Annotated in this window: 14 protein-coding genes and 1 pseudogene; 12 read left to right on the top strand and 3 right to left on the bottom strand. The window is 75.2% G+C overall.

Going from position 1 to position 16,873, the window contains the following annotated elements; translation table 11 throughout:
* Window positions 1-42: 42 nt before the first annotated feature.
* The 7 genes from FHL79_RS17560 (at window position 43) to FHL79_RS17590 (ending at window position 8,019) form a co-directional block, all read left to right on the top strand.
* Window positions 43-456, top strand: coding sequence for a PaaI family thioesterase (locus tag FHL79_RS17560; protein WP_138759871.1), 414 nt, complete (start codon window positions 43-45; stop codon window positions 454-456).
* 89 nt (window positions 457-545) lie between these two features.
* Window positions 546-1,514 carry a cyclase family protein gene (locus tag FHL79_RS17565; RefSeq protein ID WP_138759872.1) on the top strand — a complete coding sequence of 323 codons (969 nt, stop codon included), beginning with the start codon at window positions 546-548 and terminating at the stop codon, window positions 1,512-1,514.
* A gap of 7 nt (window positions 1,515-1,521) precedes the next feature.
* The gene (locus FHL79_RS17570) at window positions 1,522-3,168 is read left to right on the top strand and encodes a class I adenylate-forming enzyme family protein (protein WP_138759873.1); all 1,647 of its coding nucleotides are present in this window, start codon (window positions 1,522-1,524) and stop codon (window positions 3,166-3,168) included.
* A 101-nt stretch (window positions 3,169-3,269) separates the two neighbouring features.
* A complete protein-coding gene (efeU, locus tag FHL79_RS17575; RefSeq protein WP_138759874.1) occupies window positions 3,270-4,172 on the top strand; it encodes an iron uptake transporter permease EfeU in 903 nt (300 codons plus the stop codon).
* The gene (efeO, locus tag FHL79_RS17580; RefSeq protein ID WP_138759875.1) at window positions 4,153-5,319 is read left to right on the top strand and encodes an iron uptake system protein EfeO; all 1,167 of its coding nucleotides are present in this window, start codon (window positions 4,153-4,155) and stop codon (window positions 5,317-5,319) included. Before efeU ends, efeO begins: the two co-directional genes overlap by 20 nt.
* A 12-nt stretch (window positions 5,320-5,331) precedes the next feature.
* Window positions 5,332-6,609, top strand: a complete 1,278-nt coding sequence (gene efeB / locus FHL79_RS17585) for an iron uptake transporter deferrochelatase/peroxidase subunit (protein WP_138759876.1) — start codon at window positions 5,332-5,334, stop codon at window positions 6,607-6,609.
* Between the two features lie 45 nt (window positions 6,610-6,654).
* Window positions 6,655-8,019, top strand: coding sequence for an NAD(P)/FAD-dependent oxidoreductase (locus tag FHL79_RS17590; protein ID WP_138759877.1), 1,365 nt, complete (start codon window positions 6,655-6,657; stop codon window positions 8,017-8,019).
* 18 nt (window positions 8,020-8,037) lie between these two features.
* Here FHL79_RS17590 and FHL79_RS17595 read toward each other — a convergent pair whose 3' ends face one another.
* Window positions 8,038-8,481: a winged helix-turn-helix transcriptional regulator gene (locus FHL79_RS17595; protein ID WP_138759878.1), complete on the bottom strand. Its 444-nt coding sequence runs from the start codon at window positions 8,479-8,481 to the stop codon at window positions 8,038-8,040.
* Between the two features lie 89 nt (window positions 8,482-8,570).
* Between FHL79_RS17595 and FHL79_RS17600 the strand changes: the two genes are divergently transcribed.
* The 5 genes and pseudogenes from FHL79_RS17600 (at window position 8,571) to FHL79_RS17620 (ending at window position 16,077) form a co-directional block, all read left to right on the top strand.
* Window positions 8,571-9,770, top strand: coding sequence for a thiolase family protein (locus FHL79_RS17600; protein ID WP_138759879.1), 1,200 nt, complete (start codon window positions 8,571-8,573; stop codon window positions 9,768-9,770).
* 261 nt (window positions 9,771-10,031) lie between these two features.
* Window positions 10,032-11,150, top strand: a pseudogene (locus FHL79_RS17605) (MFS transporter); the annotation flags it as partial.
* Window positions 11,151-11,173: 23 nt separating this feature from the next.
* A complete protein-coding gene (locus tag FHL79_RS17610; RefSeq protein WP_138759880.1) occupies window positions 11,174-12,280 on the top strand; it encodes a glycerate kinase in 1,107 nt (368 codons plus the stop codon).
* 145 nt (window positions 12,281-12,425) lie between these two features.
* A complete protein-coding gene (locus tag FHL79_RS26205) occupies window positions 12,426-14,060 on the top strand; it encodes a protein kinase domain-containing protein (RefSeq protein WP_138759881.1) in 1,635 nt (544 codons plus the stop codon).
* A 97-nt stretch (window positions 14,061-14,157) separates the two neighbouring features.
* Window positions 14,158-16,077, top strand: a complete 1,920-nt coding sequence (locus tag FHL79_RS17620) for a SpoIIE family protein phosphatase (RefSeq protein ID WP_138759882.1) — start codon at window positions 14,158-14,160, stop codon at window positions 16,075-16,077.
* Here FHL79_RS17620 and FHL79_RS17625 read toward each other — a convergent pair.
* Both FHL79_RS17625 and FHL79_RS17630 read right to left on the bottom strand, forming a co-directional pair.
* Window positions 16,058-16,393 carry a hypothetical protein gene (locus FHL79_RS17625; RefSeq protein WP_138759883.1) on the bottom strand — a complete coding sequence of 112 codons (336 nt, stop codon included), beginning with the start codon at window positions 16,391-16,393 and terminating at the stop codon, window positions 16,058-16,060. The two genes, FHL79_RS17620 and FHL79_RS17625, sit on opposite strands and share 20 nt — an antisense overlap.
* Entirely contained in the window at window positions 16,390-16,731 is a 342-nt protein-coding gene (locus tag FHL79_RS17630; RefSeq protein ID WP_138759884.1) for a hypothetical protein, read from the bottom strand. Before FHL79_RS17630 ends, FHL79_RS17625 begins: the two co-directional genes overlap by 4 nt.
* Window positions 16,732-16,873 lie beyond the last annotated feature (142 nt).

Here is a 16,873-nt window from a genome sequence, read left to right on the forward strand (position 1 = left end):
TCGATCATCGACGGCACGCGCTGCCGATGACAGGAGGGCCCCGTGCCGCCCCGCAACTCCGCCGCACGCGTCCAGGCCGTGCTCGACATCCCGCTGCACCGGTTCGTCGGGGTGCAGCTGCTGGACCCGGCCGACCCCGCCGCGGGCATCTGGTTCCCGGTCGGCCCGGCCGCGCAGAACCAGGTGCGGCTGCTGCACGGGGGCGTGGTGACCGCGCTGCTCGACGTCGCCGGCTACCTCGCCCTGATGCCGCACCTGGGCGACGACGAGCACGCCGTCACCCACGACCAGGCGGTGTCGCTGCTGCGCCCGGTGTCCGCCGACCGGCGGGTCGAGCTGCGCGGGACCGTGCTGCGCCGCGGTCGGGCGGTCGCCTTCCTGCGGGCCGACGCCACCGTCGAGGGCACCCTGGTGGCCACCGCGCAGGTCACCAAGACCGTCGTCCCGGCCGGCTGACCGGCCTGTGATTGACACCACGGGGGCGGTGGGTGGAGGTTCTCGGAGATCCCGGGCAACGCAGCCCGGGCCCACCCTCCGGAGGCCTCGTGTCCGAGAACCCCAGCACCGCGCCCGACCTCGTCGACCTGCTGGCGGGGTCGCCGACGAACTGGGGGAAGTGGGGGTCGGACGACGAGGTGGGCGCGCTGAACTACCTGGGCCCCGAGCAGGTGCTCGCCGCCGTCCGGCTGGTCAGCTCGGGCAAGGTGTTCACCCTCCAGCGGCTGATCGGCGACCCGAAGGGCGACCCGGTCTGGCCCGGCCGCACCCCCGCCGAGCGCATCCAGGTGCTCGACGAGTCCAACTGGGACGAGGGCGGCAACGGCGCGTCCTACCCCGGCGGCCTGCACTACGCCGACGACAAGATCGACGCCTACCTGCAGGGCTCCACCCAGTACGACGCGCTGGGCCACCTCTGGTACGGCGGGCAGCTGTACAACGGCTACGACGCGCGCAGCACGGTCGGCGGCCTGGACAAGGCCAGCGTCCAGCCGATCGCCGAGCGCGGCATCGTCGGCCGCGCGGTGCTGCTGGACATGGCCCGGTTCCGCGGCAAGCCGACCCTGGACAAGGGCGAGACGTTCACCCACGAGGACCTGGTGGCGTGCGCGGAGGCGCAGGGCGAGCCGATCCAGCCGCGGGACATCCTGGTGATCCGGACGAACTTCCTGCAGCTGTTCCACGAGCAGGGCGAAGCGTTCTACGAGGGCTTCAACGAGCCCGGGCTGGTGTACAGCCCCGAGCTGGTGCAGTGGTTCCAGGACATGGAGATCCCCAACCTGGTCACCGACACCATCGCCAACGAGGTCACCACCGACCCCAACAACGGAGTGGCGCTGGTGCTGCACAGCGCGCTCATGCGCAACCTCGGCGTCACGCTCACCGAGATCGCGGACCTCGAGCGGCTGGCCGCGGACTGCGCCGAGGACGGCCGGTACGCCTTCCTCTACGTCGCCGCCCCGCTGAACATCGCGCAGGCGGCCGGCTCGCCGGTCAACCCCGTCGCCATCAAGTAGCCGACCGATGAGCGCCTACGACGAGCGGCCCTGGCTGGCGCTCTACGGGGACCAGCCGGCCGACTACGCCCTGGAGTTCGAGAACGCCCTGGCGATGTTCCGGGAGGGCGTGGCCCGGGACCCGTCCGCCGTCGCGCTGCGGTACTTCGACGGCACGATCACCCGGGCCGAGCTCGACGAGCTCAGTGACGCCCTCGCCGCCGGGCTGCTGGCGTCCGGGTTCGCCGCCGGTGACCGGCTGGCGGTGTACCTGCAGAACGTGCCGCAGTTCGTGATCGCCATGGTCGCCACCTGGAAGGCCGGCGGCGTGATGGTGTCGATCAACCCGATGAGCCGGGAGCGGGAGCTGTCCTACCTGCTGAAGGACTCCGGGGCGACGGTGCTGGTCGCCCTCGAGGCGCTGTACGCCGACGTCGGGCGGGCCGTCGTCCCGGACACCGACGTGCGGCTGGTGCTGACCACCAGCGAGCTGGAGTTCCAGACCCGGCACGACGAGCGGCTGTTCGCCGGCATGACCCGGCGGCGGCCCGAGGGCACGACCGACCTGGGCGAGTTCCTCGCCCAGCACCGCGGCGAGGTCCCACCGCCGGTCGAGCTGGGGCTGGACGACGTCGCGTTCCTGACCTACACCTCCGGGACGACGGGGGTCCCGAAGGGCGCGATGAACACCCACCGCAACGTGGTCTTCACCGCCCAGGTGTACCGGGACTGGACGCACGCCGGCCGGGACGGCGCGATCCTGGGCATCGCCCCGCTGTTCCACATCACCGGGCTGATCGGGCACGTCGCGGTGAGCATGCTGGCCCCCGCGCCGCTGGTGCTGGCCTACCGGTTCGAGCCGGGGGTGGTGCTCGACGCGATGGCCGAGCACCGGCCGACGTTCACCATCGGGGCCATCACCGCGTTCACCGCGCTGCTCAACGCCCCGGGCTTCAGCAGGGACCACTTCGCCTCGTTCAGCTCCGTCTACTCCGGCGGCGCGGCGATCTCACCGACGGCGGAGAAGGCCTTCCTCGAGGCCACCGGGAAGCAGGTGCACAACGCCTACGGGCTCACCGAGACGACCTCGCCGATGACCGTCACGCCGTTCGGATCCCCCTCGCCGGTGGACCCGACGTCGGGTGCGCTGTCGGTCGGGGTGCCGGCCCCGAGCACCGTCGTCCGCATCCAGGGCGAGGACGGGGCCGACCTGCCGCTCGGTGAGGTCGGCGAGATCGTCGCCGACGGGCCGCAGGTCGTCGCCGGCTACTGGGGGAAGCCGGAGGAGACGGCGGCGAACCTGCCCGGTGGTGCGCTCAAGAGCGGTGACGTCGGTTTCATGGACCCCGCCGGCTGGGTCTACATCGTCGACCGCAAGAAGGACATGATCAACGCCTCGGGCTACAAGGTCTGGCCGCGCGAGGTCGAGGACGTGCTCGCCGAGCACCCCGCCGTCCGCGAGTCCGCGGTGGTGGGCGTGCCCGACGAGAAGCGCGGGGAGACGGTCAGGGCCTTCGTCAGCGTCAAGCCCGGCGCCACCGTGACCCCCGAGGAGCTGATCGCGCACTGCAAGCAGCGGATGGCGGCCTACAAGTACCCCCGCTCGGTGGTGCTGGTGGACGAGCTGCCCAAGACCGTCACCGGCAAGATCCTGCGGCGGCAGCTGCGCGAGTGATCCAGGGCACCCCGGTGTACGACGGGGGGCGGTCTCACCTAAGGTGAGGCTGCCCTTCGTCACCGGACGCAGGGATCGAACCCTGTTCCGGAGGTGCGGCCATGAGCCAGGTCTTCACCGCCAGCTACCTGATCGGTCTGCGTGAGGGCCTGGAGATGGTCCTCATCGTCAGCGTCCTGGTCGCGTACCTGGTCAAGACCGGTCGACGCCAGCACCTGCTCCCGGTGTGGGTCGGGGTCGGTGCCGCCGCGGCGCTGTCGATCGGCTTCGGCTGGGCGCTGAGCTACGTGTCCACCACCGTCCTCGGCGGGCCCGGCCAGGAGCTGTTCGACGCGATCACCTCCACCGTCGCCGTCGTCCTGGTCACCTGGATGGTGTTCTGGATGCGCCGCACCGCGCGCAAGCTCTCCGGCGAGCTGCGCGGCCGGCTGGACGGCGCGATCGGCCTGGGCGTGGGCGCGGTGGTCGGCATCGCCTTCCTCTCCGTGGCGCGCGAGGGCCTGGAGACGACGCTGCTGTTCTTCGCCTCCGCGCAGGGCGCGACCTCCTCGGCGCCGCTGCTCGGCCTCGCCGCGGGCATCGTGACCGCCGTCGTCATCGGCGTCGGCCTCTACGCCGGCGCGATCCGGATCAACCTCTCCCGGTTCTTCATGGTCAGCGGCGCGCTGCTGGTGCTGGTCGCCGCCGGGATCTTCAAGTACGCCGTGCACGACTTCCAGGAGGCCGGCGTGCTCCCCGGGCTGACCACCCACGCCTTCGACGCCACCGGCTGGCTGGACCCCGGCAGCTGGTACGGCGCGCTGGCCGCCGGCCTGTTCAACATCACCCCCCAGCCCACCGTGCTGGAGACGATCGCCTGGCTCGCCTACCTGGTGCCGGTGCTCGTGCTGTTCCTGCTCCCAGCCCGTTCCCCCGCCCGCACTCAGCCGGCCGCCGACGACACGTCGCAGCCCGCCCCCAACGTCGTCTCGGAGACCCCGCAGCATGTCGAAGCCCGCTCGTAAGCGCCTTCTCTCGGCCCACCCCGCCGCCCTGGTCGGCCTCACCGGGCTGACCGCGCTCACCCTGGCCGCCTGCGGAGGCGGCGACTCGTCGTCCGCGGGCTCGGACGGCGCCGCCGACGCCATCGCGGTGGCCGCCACCGACGACGCCTGCGACGTGGCCAGCAGCGACCTGGAGGCCGGGGTGCACCAGTTCACCGTGACCAACACCGGCAGCAAGGTCACCGAGTTCTACGTCTACGCCGACGGCGACCGGGTGATGGGCGAGGTCGAGAACATCGCCCCCGGGGTCGCGCGTGAGCTGCGGGTCGAGCTCCCGGCCGGGGACTACGAGACCGCGTGCAAGCCCGGCATGGTCGGCGACGGCATCCGCACCGCGCTGACCGTCACCGGCGAGGCCGCCACCCTGGACGAGGACCAGACGCTGGCCCAGGCCGGCACCGACTACCAGCGCTACGTGCAGAGCCAGACCGGCGCGCTGGTGGAGCAGACCACCGCCTTCGTCGACGCGGTCAAGGCCGGCGACATCGAGGGCGCCAAGGCGCTGTTCCCGGTGGCCCGCACCTACTGGGAGCGGATCGAGCCGGTCGCGGAGAGCTTCGGCGACCTCGACCCGATCATCGACGGCCGGGAGGGTGACCAGGCCGAGGGCGAGGACTTCACCGGGTTCCACCGGATCGAGAAGGCGCTCTGGGAGACCGGCGACGTCTCCGACATGGGTCCCTACGCCGACGAGCTGCTCACCAACGTCGAGCAGGTCGCCACCCAGGCCGACGAGGTGACCCTGGACCCGCTTCAGCTGGCCAACGGTGCCAAGGCGCTGCTCGACGAGATCGCCACCGGGAAGATCACCGGCGAGGAGGACCGGTACTCGCACACCGACCTCTGGGACTTCGCCGCCAACCTCGAGGGCTCGGAGGCCGCCGTCCAGGCGCTGCGCCCGTACCTGGAGGAGGCCGACCCGGAGCTGGTCGGCGAGATCGACGAGCGGTTCGCCGCGACCGAGGCGGAGCTGGAACAGCACCGGGCGGGTGACGGTTGGCAGTCCTACGACCAGCTGACCGAAGACCAGCTGCGCGGCCTGAGTGACAGCATCACCGCCCTGACCGAGTCGGTCAGCCAGGTGGCCTCGGTCGTCGCGGGGAAGTGAGTCCACACCCAGATGAGCACTGACGGTCTGTCGCGGCGCCGCTTCTTCGGCCTCGCCGGTGCCGGCACCGCCGGCGTCCTCGCCGCCGGTGCTGCCGGTGGGGTGATCGGGCGCGCCACCGCGGAGGAGCCCGCGGCCGGCGCCGCGGCGGCGGCCACCGACGCCGTCCCGTTCACCGGAGCGCACCAGGCCGGGATCGTGACCCCGGCGCAGGACCGGCTGCACTTCGTCGCCTTCGACGTCATCACCGACGACCGGGCCGAGCTGGTCGAGGTGCTCCAGGCCTGGACGGCGGCGGCGCGCCGGATGACCGCCGGCCAGGACGCCGGCGAGGTCGGCGCGGTCGACGGCGGCCAGTACGACGTCCCCGACGACACCGGGGAGGCCCTGGGGCTGCCGGCCAGCGGCCTGACCCTCACCGTCGGCTTCGGCCCGACGCTGTTCGAGACCACCGAGGGCGTCGACCGGTTCGGCCTGGCCGCGCGCCGTCCCGAGCCGCTCACCGAGCTGCCCGGCTTCCCGGGCGACGCCATCGACCCGGCGATCAGCGGCGGCGACCTGTGCGTGCAGGCGTGCGCCAACGACCCGCAGGTCGCGGTGCACGCGGTCCGCAACCTGGTCCGGCTGGGCGCCGGCGTGGTCAGCGTCCGCTGGTCGCAGCTGGGCTTCGGCCGCACGTCGTCCACCTCCAGCGCGCAGGCCACCCCGCGCAACCTGTTCGGCTTCAAGGACGGCACCGACAACCTCAAGGCCGAGGCGCCCAAGGCGCTCGACCAGTTCGTCTGGGTGGCCGACGGCGACCCGGGGGCGGACTGGCTGGCCGGTGGCTCCTACGTCGTGACCCGCAGGATCCGGATGCGGATCGAGCCCTGGGACACCTCCACGCTCGCCGAGCAGGAGGCGACGATCGGCCGCACCAAGAAGGCCGGCGCGCCGCTGGGGCAGCGCGGCGAGTTCGACCCGGTCGACTTCACCACGCAGGTCGACGGCGAGTTCGCCGTCCCGCAGACCTCACACGTCTTCCTGGCGCACCCGACCAACTCCGGGACGGCGATCCTGCGGCGCGGCTACAGCTTCGTCGACGGCTCCGACGGCCTGGGCCGGCTGGACGCCGGGCTGTTCTTCATCGCCTACCAGCGCGACCCGGGGACCGGGTTCGTGCAGGTGCAGAAGAACCTCCGGCTGGACGCGATGAACGAGTACATCCAGCACACGTCGTCGGCGGTCTTCGCCTGCCCGCCCGGGGTCACCGGGAGCGACGACTGGTGGGGCCGCGCGCTGTTCAGCTGAGCAGCGCACTGGACGCGCCTCGCCAGGGCCGCCAGGGTGGTCACCATGGCCGATCGCATCCCCCGGGTCGTCGTCGTCGGTGGCGGCTTCGCCGGCTTCTACGCGCTGCGGTACCTGCAGAAGCGCCTGACGCCCGAGCAGGCCGAGCTGGTGCTGGTCAACCCCACCGACTACCTGCTCTACAGCCCGCTGCTGCCCGAGGTGGCGACCGGCGTCATCGAGGCACGCCACATCGCCGTCTCGCTGCGCCGCGCGCTGCCCCGGGTGCGGCTGCTGCTCGGGCACGTCAACGCGGTCGACATCGGCGGCCGGTCGGTGAGCGTCACGCCGGTGACGGCCGCCGGGCACGCCGAGACCTGGCGCGAGTCCTACGACCGGCTGGTCCTGGTGCCGGGCTCGGTCACCCGGCAGTTCGACATCCCGGGCGTCGCCGAGCACGCCCGGGGCCTGAAGACGCTGGTCGAGGCGGTCTACATCCGCGACCACCTACTGCACCTGCTCGACGCCGCGGACGCCGAACCGGACACCGACGAGGGCCGGGCGCGCCGCCGGGAGATGCTCACCGTCGTCGCGGTCGGGGCCGGGTACACCGGCACGGAGTTCGTCGCGCAGACCCAGCGCTGGCTGCGGACCATCGAGAGCCGGTGGAGCCGGACCGGCGCCGAGGACGTGCGCTGGATCCTGGTCGACCTCGCCGAGATGGTGCTGCCCGAGCTCGGCCCGGAGCTGGGCCGGCACGCGCTGGACCTGCTGCGCGCCCGGGGCATCGACGTCCGGCTGGGGGTCACGGTCACGGCCGCGGACGACCGGAGCGTCGCGCTGACCGACGGCACGGTCGTCGCCACCCGCACCCTCGTCTGGGGCGCGGGGGTGGCGCCCAGCCCGCTGGTCGCCGGGCTGGGCCTGCCGACCCGGCGCGGCCGGCTGGTCGTCGACGCGGAGATGGCCGTGCCCGGGGTGCCGGACGTCTGGGCGGCCGGGGACGCCGCCGCCGTCCCGGACCTGGCGGCGGCGCTGCCCGCGGCGACCCCGCCGGACACCCCGCCGACCGCGCAGCACGGTCAGCGGCAGGGCACCGCGCTGGGCCGCAACATCGCCGCGAGCCTCGGCGTGGGCACCGCGCGGCCGTACCGGCACAAGGACCTCGGGCTGGTGGCCGACCTGGGCGGGTGGGACGCCGTGGCCAAGCCGCTGGGCGTCGCGCTGACCGGCCCGCCGGCCAAGGTCGTCACCCGGGCCTACCACCTGTACGCGCTGCCCTCGATGGCCAACCGGGTGCGGGTCGCCGCTGACTGGCTCTTCCAGTCGGTGCTGCCTCCGGAGGGCACCCAGCTCGGTGTGGTGCGCCCCGAGGACGCCCAACTGGCCGCCGCGCAGGGCACCGGCCTGTACGGAGTTCCGCCGAGCTGAGCCCCCCGGCGGTCTCCGTCAGGCGGGCGGGGTGTTCGAGCGGCGGTGAACGTCGGCGCCGTGCACCCGCTCGCCGCAGGTGCCGCAGACGGTGGTCGGCTCCAGCTCGTGGTCGTGGTGCAGGAGCGTCACCGGCGGGGTCTCGACGGCCCAGCGGTCGCCCCACGCCATCAACGAGCGGAGCACCGGCAGCAGGTCCTTGCCGGCCGGGGTGAGGTGGTAGTCGGAGCGCGGCGGGGCGTCGGAGTACTGCCGCCGCTCCAGCACCTCGGCCTCCACCAGCGCCTTCAGCCGCGCCGACAGCCGGTCGCGGGGCGCGCCGGTGCCCTCGAGGATCTCCCCGAACCGGTGGTGGCCGAAGGAGACCTCGCGGACGGCGAGCAGCGACCAGCGGTCGCCCACCACCTGCAGGGCAGCGGCGATCGAGCAGAAGCGTCCGGGCAGCTCCGACACGAGTGTCACCCCTACAGGTTTGCACATCAAACCGACGCGCGCTAACGTCCGCACCCTCAGTTGGGAAGTCGAACCGACACGCGAGTCAGGGGAGTTCCATGCGCGACGCCGTCATCGTCGAAGCCGTCCGGACGCCGGTGGGCCGGGGCAAGCCCGGTGGCGCGCTGTCCGCCGTGCACCCCGTCGACCTGCTCGCCCACTCGCTGCGCACGCTCGTCGAGCGCACCGGCATCGACCCGGGCCTGGTCGACGACGTCATCGGCGGCACCGTCTCGCAGGTCGCCGAGCAGGCGCAGAACACCACCCGCAGCGCCGTCCTCGCCGCAGGGTTCCCCGAGTCGGTGCCGGCCACCACCGTCGACCGGCAGTGCGGCAGCAGCCAGCAGGCGGTGCACTTCGCCGCCCAGGGCGTCATCGCCGGCGCCTACGACGTCGTCGTCGCCTGCGGGGTGGAGTCGATGAGCAGGGTGCCGATGTGGTCGGCGTTCACCGACGCCGACGACACCAAGGGCTCCGACTTCCGGGCCCGCTACCCCGAGGGCATGGTGCCGCAGGGCATCAGCGCCGAGCTGATCGCCGACCGCTGGGGGCTGTCCCGGGAGCGGCTCGACGAGTTCGCCGTCCGCAGCCACGCCCGCGCCGCCCAGGCGGCCGCCGACGGGCTCTTCGACCGCCAGCTGGCGCCGGTGAAGGTGCGTGCGGACGACGGCAGCACCACCCTCGTCGACCGCGACGAGTCGGTCCGCCCGGGCACCACGGCCGAGGTGCTCGCCGGGTTGCGGCCGGCCTTCGCGCACCTGCCCGAGGCGGCCCGCTTCCCCGACCTGGACTGGAAGGTCACCGCCGGCAACAGCAGCCCGGTCAACGACGGCAGCGCGGCGCTGCTGATCACCACCAGCGCGAAGGCCCGCGAGCTCGGCCTCACCCCGCGGGCCCGGCTGCACTCCTTCGCCGTCACCGGCGACGACCCGCTGCTCATGCTCACCGGGATCATCCCGGCCACCGCGAGGGTGCTGCAGCGGGCCGGCCTCCAGCTCGCCGACATCGACCTGTTCGAGGTCAACGAGGCCTTCGCCTCGGTCGTGCTCGCCTGGCTGGCCGAGACCGGTGCCGACCCGGCCCGCACCAACGTGCACGGCGGCGCGATCGCGCTCGGCCACCCGCTCGGTGCCAGCGGCGCCCGGCTGATGACGACGCTGGTCGACGCGATGGCCGAGCGTGGCGCCCGCTACGCGCTGCAGACGATGTGCGAGGGCGGCGGCATGGCCAACGCCACCGTGCTCGAGCGGCTCGCGTGACCACCGCCGAGGCGCCGGTCCGGGCCACCCCGGAGCAGGCCCGCACGCTGCTGATGGCGTCGCTGGCCACCCTGCTCGTGCTGGTCACCTTCGTCACGCCGCTGGCGACCGGGGTCCGGACGACGGTCGACCTGGCCGCGGGCCCGGGCGCGCAGGCCTGGCTGCTCAGCGCGATGAGCGTGGGCCTGGCCGCCGCGCTGCTCACCGCCGGCGTGCTCGCCGACGACCTCGGCCGCCGGCGGGTGTTCGTCGGGGGGCTGGGCGTCCTCGGCGCCGGTGCGGTCGTCGTCGCCGTGGTCGCCCGCGCCGTTCATCGCCGGCCGGCTGCTGCAGGGCGTCGGTGGCGCGGCGGTGGTCGCCTGCGCCCTCGGGCTGATCGGCCACGCCTTCCCGGCCGGCCCGGCCCGCTCCCGCGCGGCCGCCGTCTGGGGTGCCAGCGTCGGGGCCGGCACCGGGCTCGGTGGGCTCGTCGCCGCCGGCCTGGACCCGGGCGAGGGCTGGCGGACGACGTACTGGGCCACCGCGGCCGCGGCTGTCGTCCTCGCCGTCGCCGCGCAGCGGGTGCTCGTGGAGTCCGGGGGGCGGGCCGACCGGCGGGTGGACGTCGCCGGGATCCTGCTGCTCGCCGGCGGGATCAGCGCCCTGCTGGCCGGGCTGGTGCAGTCTCGCACCGGCTGGGGTCAGCTGCCGGTCGTCGTCCTGCTGGCCGTCGGGGTGCTGCTGCTGGCGGCGTTCGTCCCGGCCGAGCTGCGGCAGGCCGCGCCGATGATCGACCTGCGGCTGTTCCGCATCCCCGGCTTCGCGGCCGCGACCGTGGGTGCGTTCGTCACCGGCGCGACCGTGGTGGGGCTGAGCTCCTACGTGCCCACCGTGCTGCAGCGGGGCCTGGGCGAGAGCCTGCTCACCGCCACCCTGCTGGTGCTGGTCTGGTCGGCGGTCAGCACGGCGACCGCGCTGGGCGTGCGGTTCCTGCCCGGGCTCGACGGTCGGGTGCTGCTGGCCCTGGCACTGGCCGTCTGCGCGGTCGGGCTGGCCGGCTACGCCGTCCTCGGGGTGGACGCCTCGGGCGCCCGGCTGCTGCCGGGGCTCGTCGTCCTCGGGGTCGGTTACGGCGCCGCCAACGCCGCGCTGGGCCGCGAGGCCGTGGCGCACGTGCCCGCGGCCCGCGCCGGCATGGGCAGCGGGGCGAACAACACCGCCCGCTACCTCGGCGCCGCGGTCGGCGTGACCCTCGTCGTGCTGGTCGTCGGCGCCGGCTCCCCGGCCGGGACGACGGAGGGGCTGCTGGCCGGCTGGGACCGTGCCGCGCTCGGCGGCGCGGTGGTCACCCTGCTCGGTGCGCTGCTGGTCGCCGTCATCCGGCCGGCACGCCCGACCTGACCCGGCGGCCCTAGGGTCGCTGCATGCGGGTCGTCGTCGCTCCGGACTCCTTCAAGGGCACCCTGGGTGCCGCCGCCGCCGCCGAGGCGCTCGCCGCCGGCTGGCGGGCCGAACGCCCGGACGACGAGGTGCTGACCCTGCCGCTGGCCGACGGTGGCGAGGGCACGCTCGAGGCGTTGGGCCACGACGTCGATGACAGCTGCTGGCGCAGCGCCGCGGTCAGCGGGCCGGACGGCCGCCCGGTGCGGGCTGCCTGGCTGCTGCTGCCCGACGGCACTGCGGTGGTCGAGATGGCCCGCGCCGCCGGGCTGCCGCTGCTGGAACGCCCCGACCCGCTCGGCGCGACCACCCGCGGGCTGGGCGAGCTGCTGGCCGCCGTCGTCGCCGCCCCCGGTGTGCACCGGGTGCTGCTCACCCTGGGCGGCTCGGCCACCACCGACGGCGGCACCGGCGCGCTCAGCGCGCTGGGCGCCCGCTTCCTGGACGTCGACGGCGCGGAGCTGCCGCCCGGCGGGGGAGCGCTGGCCCGGCTGGACCGGGTGGACCTCTCCGGGCTGACCCCGCCGCCGGCCGGCGGGGTGCAGTGCCTGGTCGACGTCACCGCGCCGCTGCTGGGCCCGCTCGGGGCGGCCGGCCAGTTCGGCCCGCAGAAGGGTGCGGCTCCCGACCAGGTCGCCGCGCTCGACGCCGCCCTGGCCCGGCTGGCCGACCGGCTCGGCGGCGAGCGGGACGCACCCGGCGCCGGGGCGGCCGGCGGCACCGCCTACGGCTTCGCCGCGTGCTGGGAGGCGCAGTTCGTCAGCGGCGCGCAGGCGGTCGCCGCGGCGGCCGGGCTCGACGAGGCCCTGGCCGGCGCGGCCCTCGTGGTCACCGGCGAGGGCCAGTTCGACGCCCAGTCGCTGCGCGGCAAGGTCGTCGGCGACCTCGTCGACCGGGCCGGTCGGGCCGGTGTCCCGGTGGCCGTCGTCGCGGGCCGGGTGGCCATCGAGGAGGACGGGAGCCTGCCGGTGCAGCAGGCCCTGTCGCTGACCGAACTGGCCGGATCCGTCGACGGCGCGATGACCGACCCCGTGCGGTGGCTCTCCGTGGCAGGATCCCGGCTGGCGCGGGAACAGTCCGTCACGGTGTGACGTTCAGCCCAGTGCTCCCCAGCTGCCCGAACGCATGTGTACGCACGCCCCCGCGGGGCATCTTCTCCGCGGTGCGTCCAGCCGCCAGCGCCGGCCGGCCGGGGTGCGTACCGGACGAGCAGGCAGGACGAGGGGACGGCGCGACGTGGTGGAGCCCGAGCGGAGGGTCCTCGCCGACCGCTACGAGCTCGACTCCCTGCTCGCCGCCGGCGGGATGGGCCAGGTCTGGCGCGCCCACGACCAGCTGCTCGGCCGCACGGTCGCGGTCAAGGTGCTGCGCAGCGAGTACACCGGCGATGCGACCTTCCTGGCCCGGTTCCGCGCCGAGGCCACCCACGCAGCGGCGCTGAGCCACCCGAACATCGCGGCCGTCTACGACTACGGCGAGGTCCCGGCGATCGACGGCTCCGGCGAGCACCTGGCCTACCTGGTCATGGAGCTGGTCGAGGGCGAGTCCCTCTCCAACCTGCTGGCCCGGGTGGGCAGCCTGGGCACCGACCGCACCCTCGACGTCCTGCGGCAGACCGCCTCCGCGCTGGCCGCGGCCCACGAGGCCGGTGTCGTGCACCGGGACGTCAAGCCGGGCAACGTGCTCGTCCGCTGGGACGGCACGGTCAAGATCACCGACTTCGGCATCGCCTGGTCGGCCGGGAGCGTCCCGCTCACCCAGACCGGCCAGGTCGTCGGCACCGCCTCCTACCTCTCACCGGAGCAGGCCGCCGGCGCGCACGCCAGCACGGCCAGCGATGTCTACGCCCTGGGCATGGTCGGCTACGAGTGCCTGGCCGGGCGGCGCGCCTTCGACGGCGAGAACTCGGTCACCATCGCGCTGCGGCACCTCCGCGACACACCCGACCCGCTGCCCTCGGAGGTCCCCGCCGGGGTCCGCACGCTCATCGAGCGCGCCACCGTCAAGGACCCGGTGCAGCGCTACCCCGACGGTGCGGCGTTCGTCGCCGCCATCGACGAGCTGCTGGCCGGCCGCCAGCTGCCGCCGGTGCAGCACACCGACACGCAGAGCTTCTGGCTGCTCCCTGACGCCGCCACCCTGGCCGGGGCGTCCACCGCGTCCGCGAGCCGGCCCCCGGCCAAGCAGGGCCGGGTCAGCCGGCTGCTGGTGCCGCTGGCCGCGCTGCTGGTCGGCGCCGGGCTCGCCGCCGCCGTGCAGCAGGCCGTGCTGCCCACCGACCCGACGACCACCGCGGCCGCCGCCGAGGTCACCGGCCCGGCGGCACCGACGCCCGAGGCGCTGGTGCTCGAGGCCGCGGACTACCTGGGCCGCCCGGTCGACGCCGTCCAGGCGCAGCTGGAGGCCATGGGCCTGGTCGTGCAGCGGGAGACCGTGACGACCGACGACGCCGACCCGGGCACCGTCGTCGACGTCGCCCCGCTGTCGGTCCGGCTGGAGGCCGGCCAGACCGTGCTGGTCAGCTACGCGGCGGCCCCCCAGACCCGCAGCAGCACCGTGCAGACCGCCCCACGGACCCCGGCCGAGGCCGTCGTCCAGCCCTCGACGAAGGCCGCGCCGACCCCGTCCGCCGTCCCGACGCCGACACCGACCCCCAGCGTGACCGCGACCCCGCCGGCCACCTCGACCCCGTCCCCGACCGAGACCTCCTCGTCCGGCTCGTCCTCGCCGGCTCCCGACACCGCCGACGGCGAGGACCCGGACGACCACGGCTGGCACGGCGGCAACGGGGGCAACGGCGGCGGGTCGCCGGCGCCGTCGACGACGCCCACCGCCACCCCGACGCCGACCGCCACGCCCGTCCAGGGCTGACGTCGCCGCGGCGGTGACACCGGGCCCGGCGCCGGTATGGTCACCCGCGGACGGGCCGCCGCGCCGAGGTGGTGGACCGCAGGGGTCGCGAGGGGCCGTGGTCACGCGGGCGGACGAGCCGGGGAGGGCGACCGGCTGGCGCACGGGCGGAGCCGGGGAGCAGCCGGACGGAGTCGACCACGCCGCGGTCTTCACCGCGATGCCGACCCCCTACCTGGTGCTGACCCCTGACCTGGTCATCGCCGACGCGAACCCCGCCTACCTGGCCAGCACCGGGCGGGAGCTGGCCGACCTGGTCGGCCGCGACGTCTTCGAGGCCTTCCCGGGGAACCCCAACGACGTCGACCCCGACGGCGGCGTGGCCAAGGTGCGGGCGTCCCTGGAGCGGGCCCGGGACACCGGCCGGCCGCACACCATGTCGGTGCAGGAGTACGACATCCCGGACGGGTCCGGCGGGTTCGCCAAGCGCTTCTGGAGCCTGATCAGCGTGCCGGTGCCCGACGGCGCGGGCGGCTGCCGGTACGTGCTGCAGCGCGCCGAGGACATCACCGACTACGTGCGTCAGCAGGCGCAGGCCGCCCACCCCGCGGGCACCGGCAAGAAGTGGCAGCGCCGGGTGCTGGAGGTGGAGAGCGACCTGTTCACCCGCGCCGCCGAGCTGTCGGCCTCGCGGGAGGCCGAGGCGGACACCGCGCGGCGGCTCGCCGCGCTCTCCGGGGTGGCGCTGGCGCTGGGCCGGGCGGAGACGCTGGACGAGCTGGCGCGGGTGGTGACCCAGACGGGCCTGGTCGCCCTCGCGGCGCACGGGGGCGCGGTCGCCGTCTGCGAGGACGGCGACCTGCGCCTGGTGCTCAGCGAGGGCATCAGCCCGCTCGGTGTCGGCCCGGACACCGTGCTGCCGCTGGAGGCGCCGTACCCCGGCTGCGTCGCCGCGCGCACCGGTGAGCGGGTGCTGCTCCCCGATCGCGCCAGCAGCGAGGCGTTCTCCCCGGAGCTCGCCGAGCTGGTGGCCGGCACCGGCGTCGAGGCCTGGGCCGCGGTGCCGCTGGAGAGCGGCGACCGGCGGATCGGTTCGCTCAGCGTGGGGTGGACGTCGCCGACGACGCTCGCCGCGGCCGACCTGGAGCTGCTGCTGGCGCTGGCCGCCCAGAGCGCGCAGACCGTCGAGCGGATCCGGGCCCGCGAGGCCGAGCAGGCGCGCCACGACGCCGTCCGGGGCATCGCCGAGGTGCTCCAGCGCAGCCTGCTCACCGACCCGCCCGAGCCCGACCACCTGGAGGTCGCCGTCCGGTACCTGCCGGCGGCGACCGAGGCGCAGGTCGGCGGCGACTGGTACGACGCCTTCCTGCTCGGTGACGGCCGTACCGCGCTCGTCATCGGCGACGTCACCGGCCACGACCGGTACGCCGCCGCCGCGATGGCTCAGGTGCGCAACGTGCTGCGCGGCGTGGCGCACCGCCACCGGGGGTCACCGGCCGCCGTGCTGACCGCGCTGGACGACGCCATGCGCGACCTGGCGGTCGACACGCTGGCCACCGCGGTGCTCGCCACCGTCGAGCAGCGCCCGGAGGACGCCGAGCGCGGCGTGCGCCTGCTCCGCTGGAGCAACGCCGGCCACCCGCCGCCGATGCTGCTCGCCCCGGACGGCCGGGTGACCGTGCTGGAGCAGGAGCCGGACCTGCTGCTGGGGCTCGACCCCTCCGCCCCGCGCGCCGACCACGTGCAGGAGCTGCTCCCGGGCGCGACCGTGCTGTTCTACACCGACGGCCTCGTCGAGCGCCGGGGGGTGGCGCTGGACGCCGGCATCAGCTGGCTGGCCGGCGTGCTGGCCGCCGGGGCGCAGCTGTCGGTGGACGAGCTCTGCGACCGGCTGCTCGGTGAGCTCGCCGGCGCGGTGGAGGACGACGTGGCGCTGCTGCTGGTCCGAACCCACCCGGAGGACCGCCCGCGCCCGCCGGAAGCCGGGCCCGCCCGGGTGCCGGAGGGCCACAGCGCGGTCAGCCCGCCGAGCTCCTGACCCGCCGCGCGGGCAGCAGCCGCCGTCCTGCCGCCCGGCAGGCCAGCACCAGGCACGCCGCCGCGGCGGCGAGCGCCAGCCGGCCCGAGGTGGCGTCCACCCCGCCGAGCAGGACGCCGACGACGGCCGCGCCCAGCGCCGCGGTCAGCAGGCGGTCGCGCCCGGTGCGCAGCCCGCCGACCGCGAGCGCCAGACCGGCGACGACGGCGACCCGGGCCGGGGAGGAGGCACCGGGCAGCTGACCGCTCCAGGGCAGACCGAGGGTGGCGACGGCGAGCACGGCGGCGGCCACGGACCAGCCCCGTGCGCTGCTCACTCCGTGCGGCCCGGGGCCGACCAGAGTGCGGCCGCGGCGGCGGCGACGGCGGCGGTGAGCCAGAACCCGCGGTCGCTGGCGGCCAGCGGCAGCGCGACCAGCACCCAGAAGGCAGCCAGCGCAGCGGTGCCGACGGCACCCGTGCGCCACGCCGTGCGCGCCGGCACCCGGCCGGTCAGCGCGCCGAGCGGCGCGACCAGGACCACCAGTGCGGCGACCGTCGCGAACGCGGACCAGGTCGGCACGACGTCCCACAACGACGGGCTGCCGGACTCGAGCGCCAGCCCGAGCTCCAGCAGCAGGACGGCGAGCACGGCCAGGCCCAGGGACAGCAGCACGGTGCCGCTCCGGCCGGCGCGCTGCGCCGAGGCCCGCGGCGACCGGCGGGGCCTCGACGCCGCCTGGTCCGGCGGGAGTCCCGGCGTGGTGCCCGGACCGGCGGACGGCGGCGGGGGGAGGGTCGCCGCGCTGCTGCCGTGG

The organism is Modestobacter altitudinis (genome assembly GCF_005930475.1).
Taxonomy (GTDB): domain Bacteria; phylum Actinomycetota; class Actinomycetes; order Mycobacteriales; family Geodermatophilaceae; genus Modestobacter; species Modestobacter altitudinis.

Coding starts and splice junctions, on each gene's coding strand:
- FHL79_RS17570 (WP_138759873.1), top strand. CDS start 1,522: ATGAGCGCCTACGACGAGCGGCCCTGGCTGGCGCTCTACGGGGACCAG.
- efeU (WP_138759874.1), top strand. CDS start 3,270: ATGAGCCAGGTCTTCACCGCCAGCTACCTGATCGGTCTGCGTGAGGGC.
- efeO (WP_138759875.1), top strand. CDS start 4,153: ATGTCGAAGCCCGCTCGTAAGCGCCTTCTCTCGGCCCACCCCGCCGCC.
- efeB (WP_138759876.1), top strand. CDS start 5,332: ATGAGCACTGACGGTCTGTCGCGGCGCCGCTTCTTCGGCCTCGCCGGT.
- FHL79_RS17590 (WP_138759877.1), top strand. CDS start 6,655: ATGGCCGATCGCATCCCCCGGGTCGTCGTCGTCGGTGGCGGCTTCGCC.
- FHL79_RS17600 (WP_138759879.1), top strand. CDS start 8,571: ATGCGCGACGCCGTCATCGTCGAAGCCGTCCGGACGCCGGTGGGCCGG.
- FHL79_RS17610 (WP_138759880.1), top strand. CDS start 11,174: ATGCGGGTCGTCGTCGCTCCGGACTCCTTCAAGGGCACCCTGGGTGCC.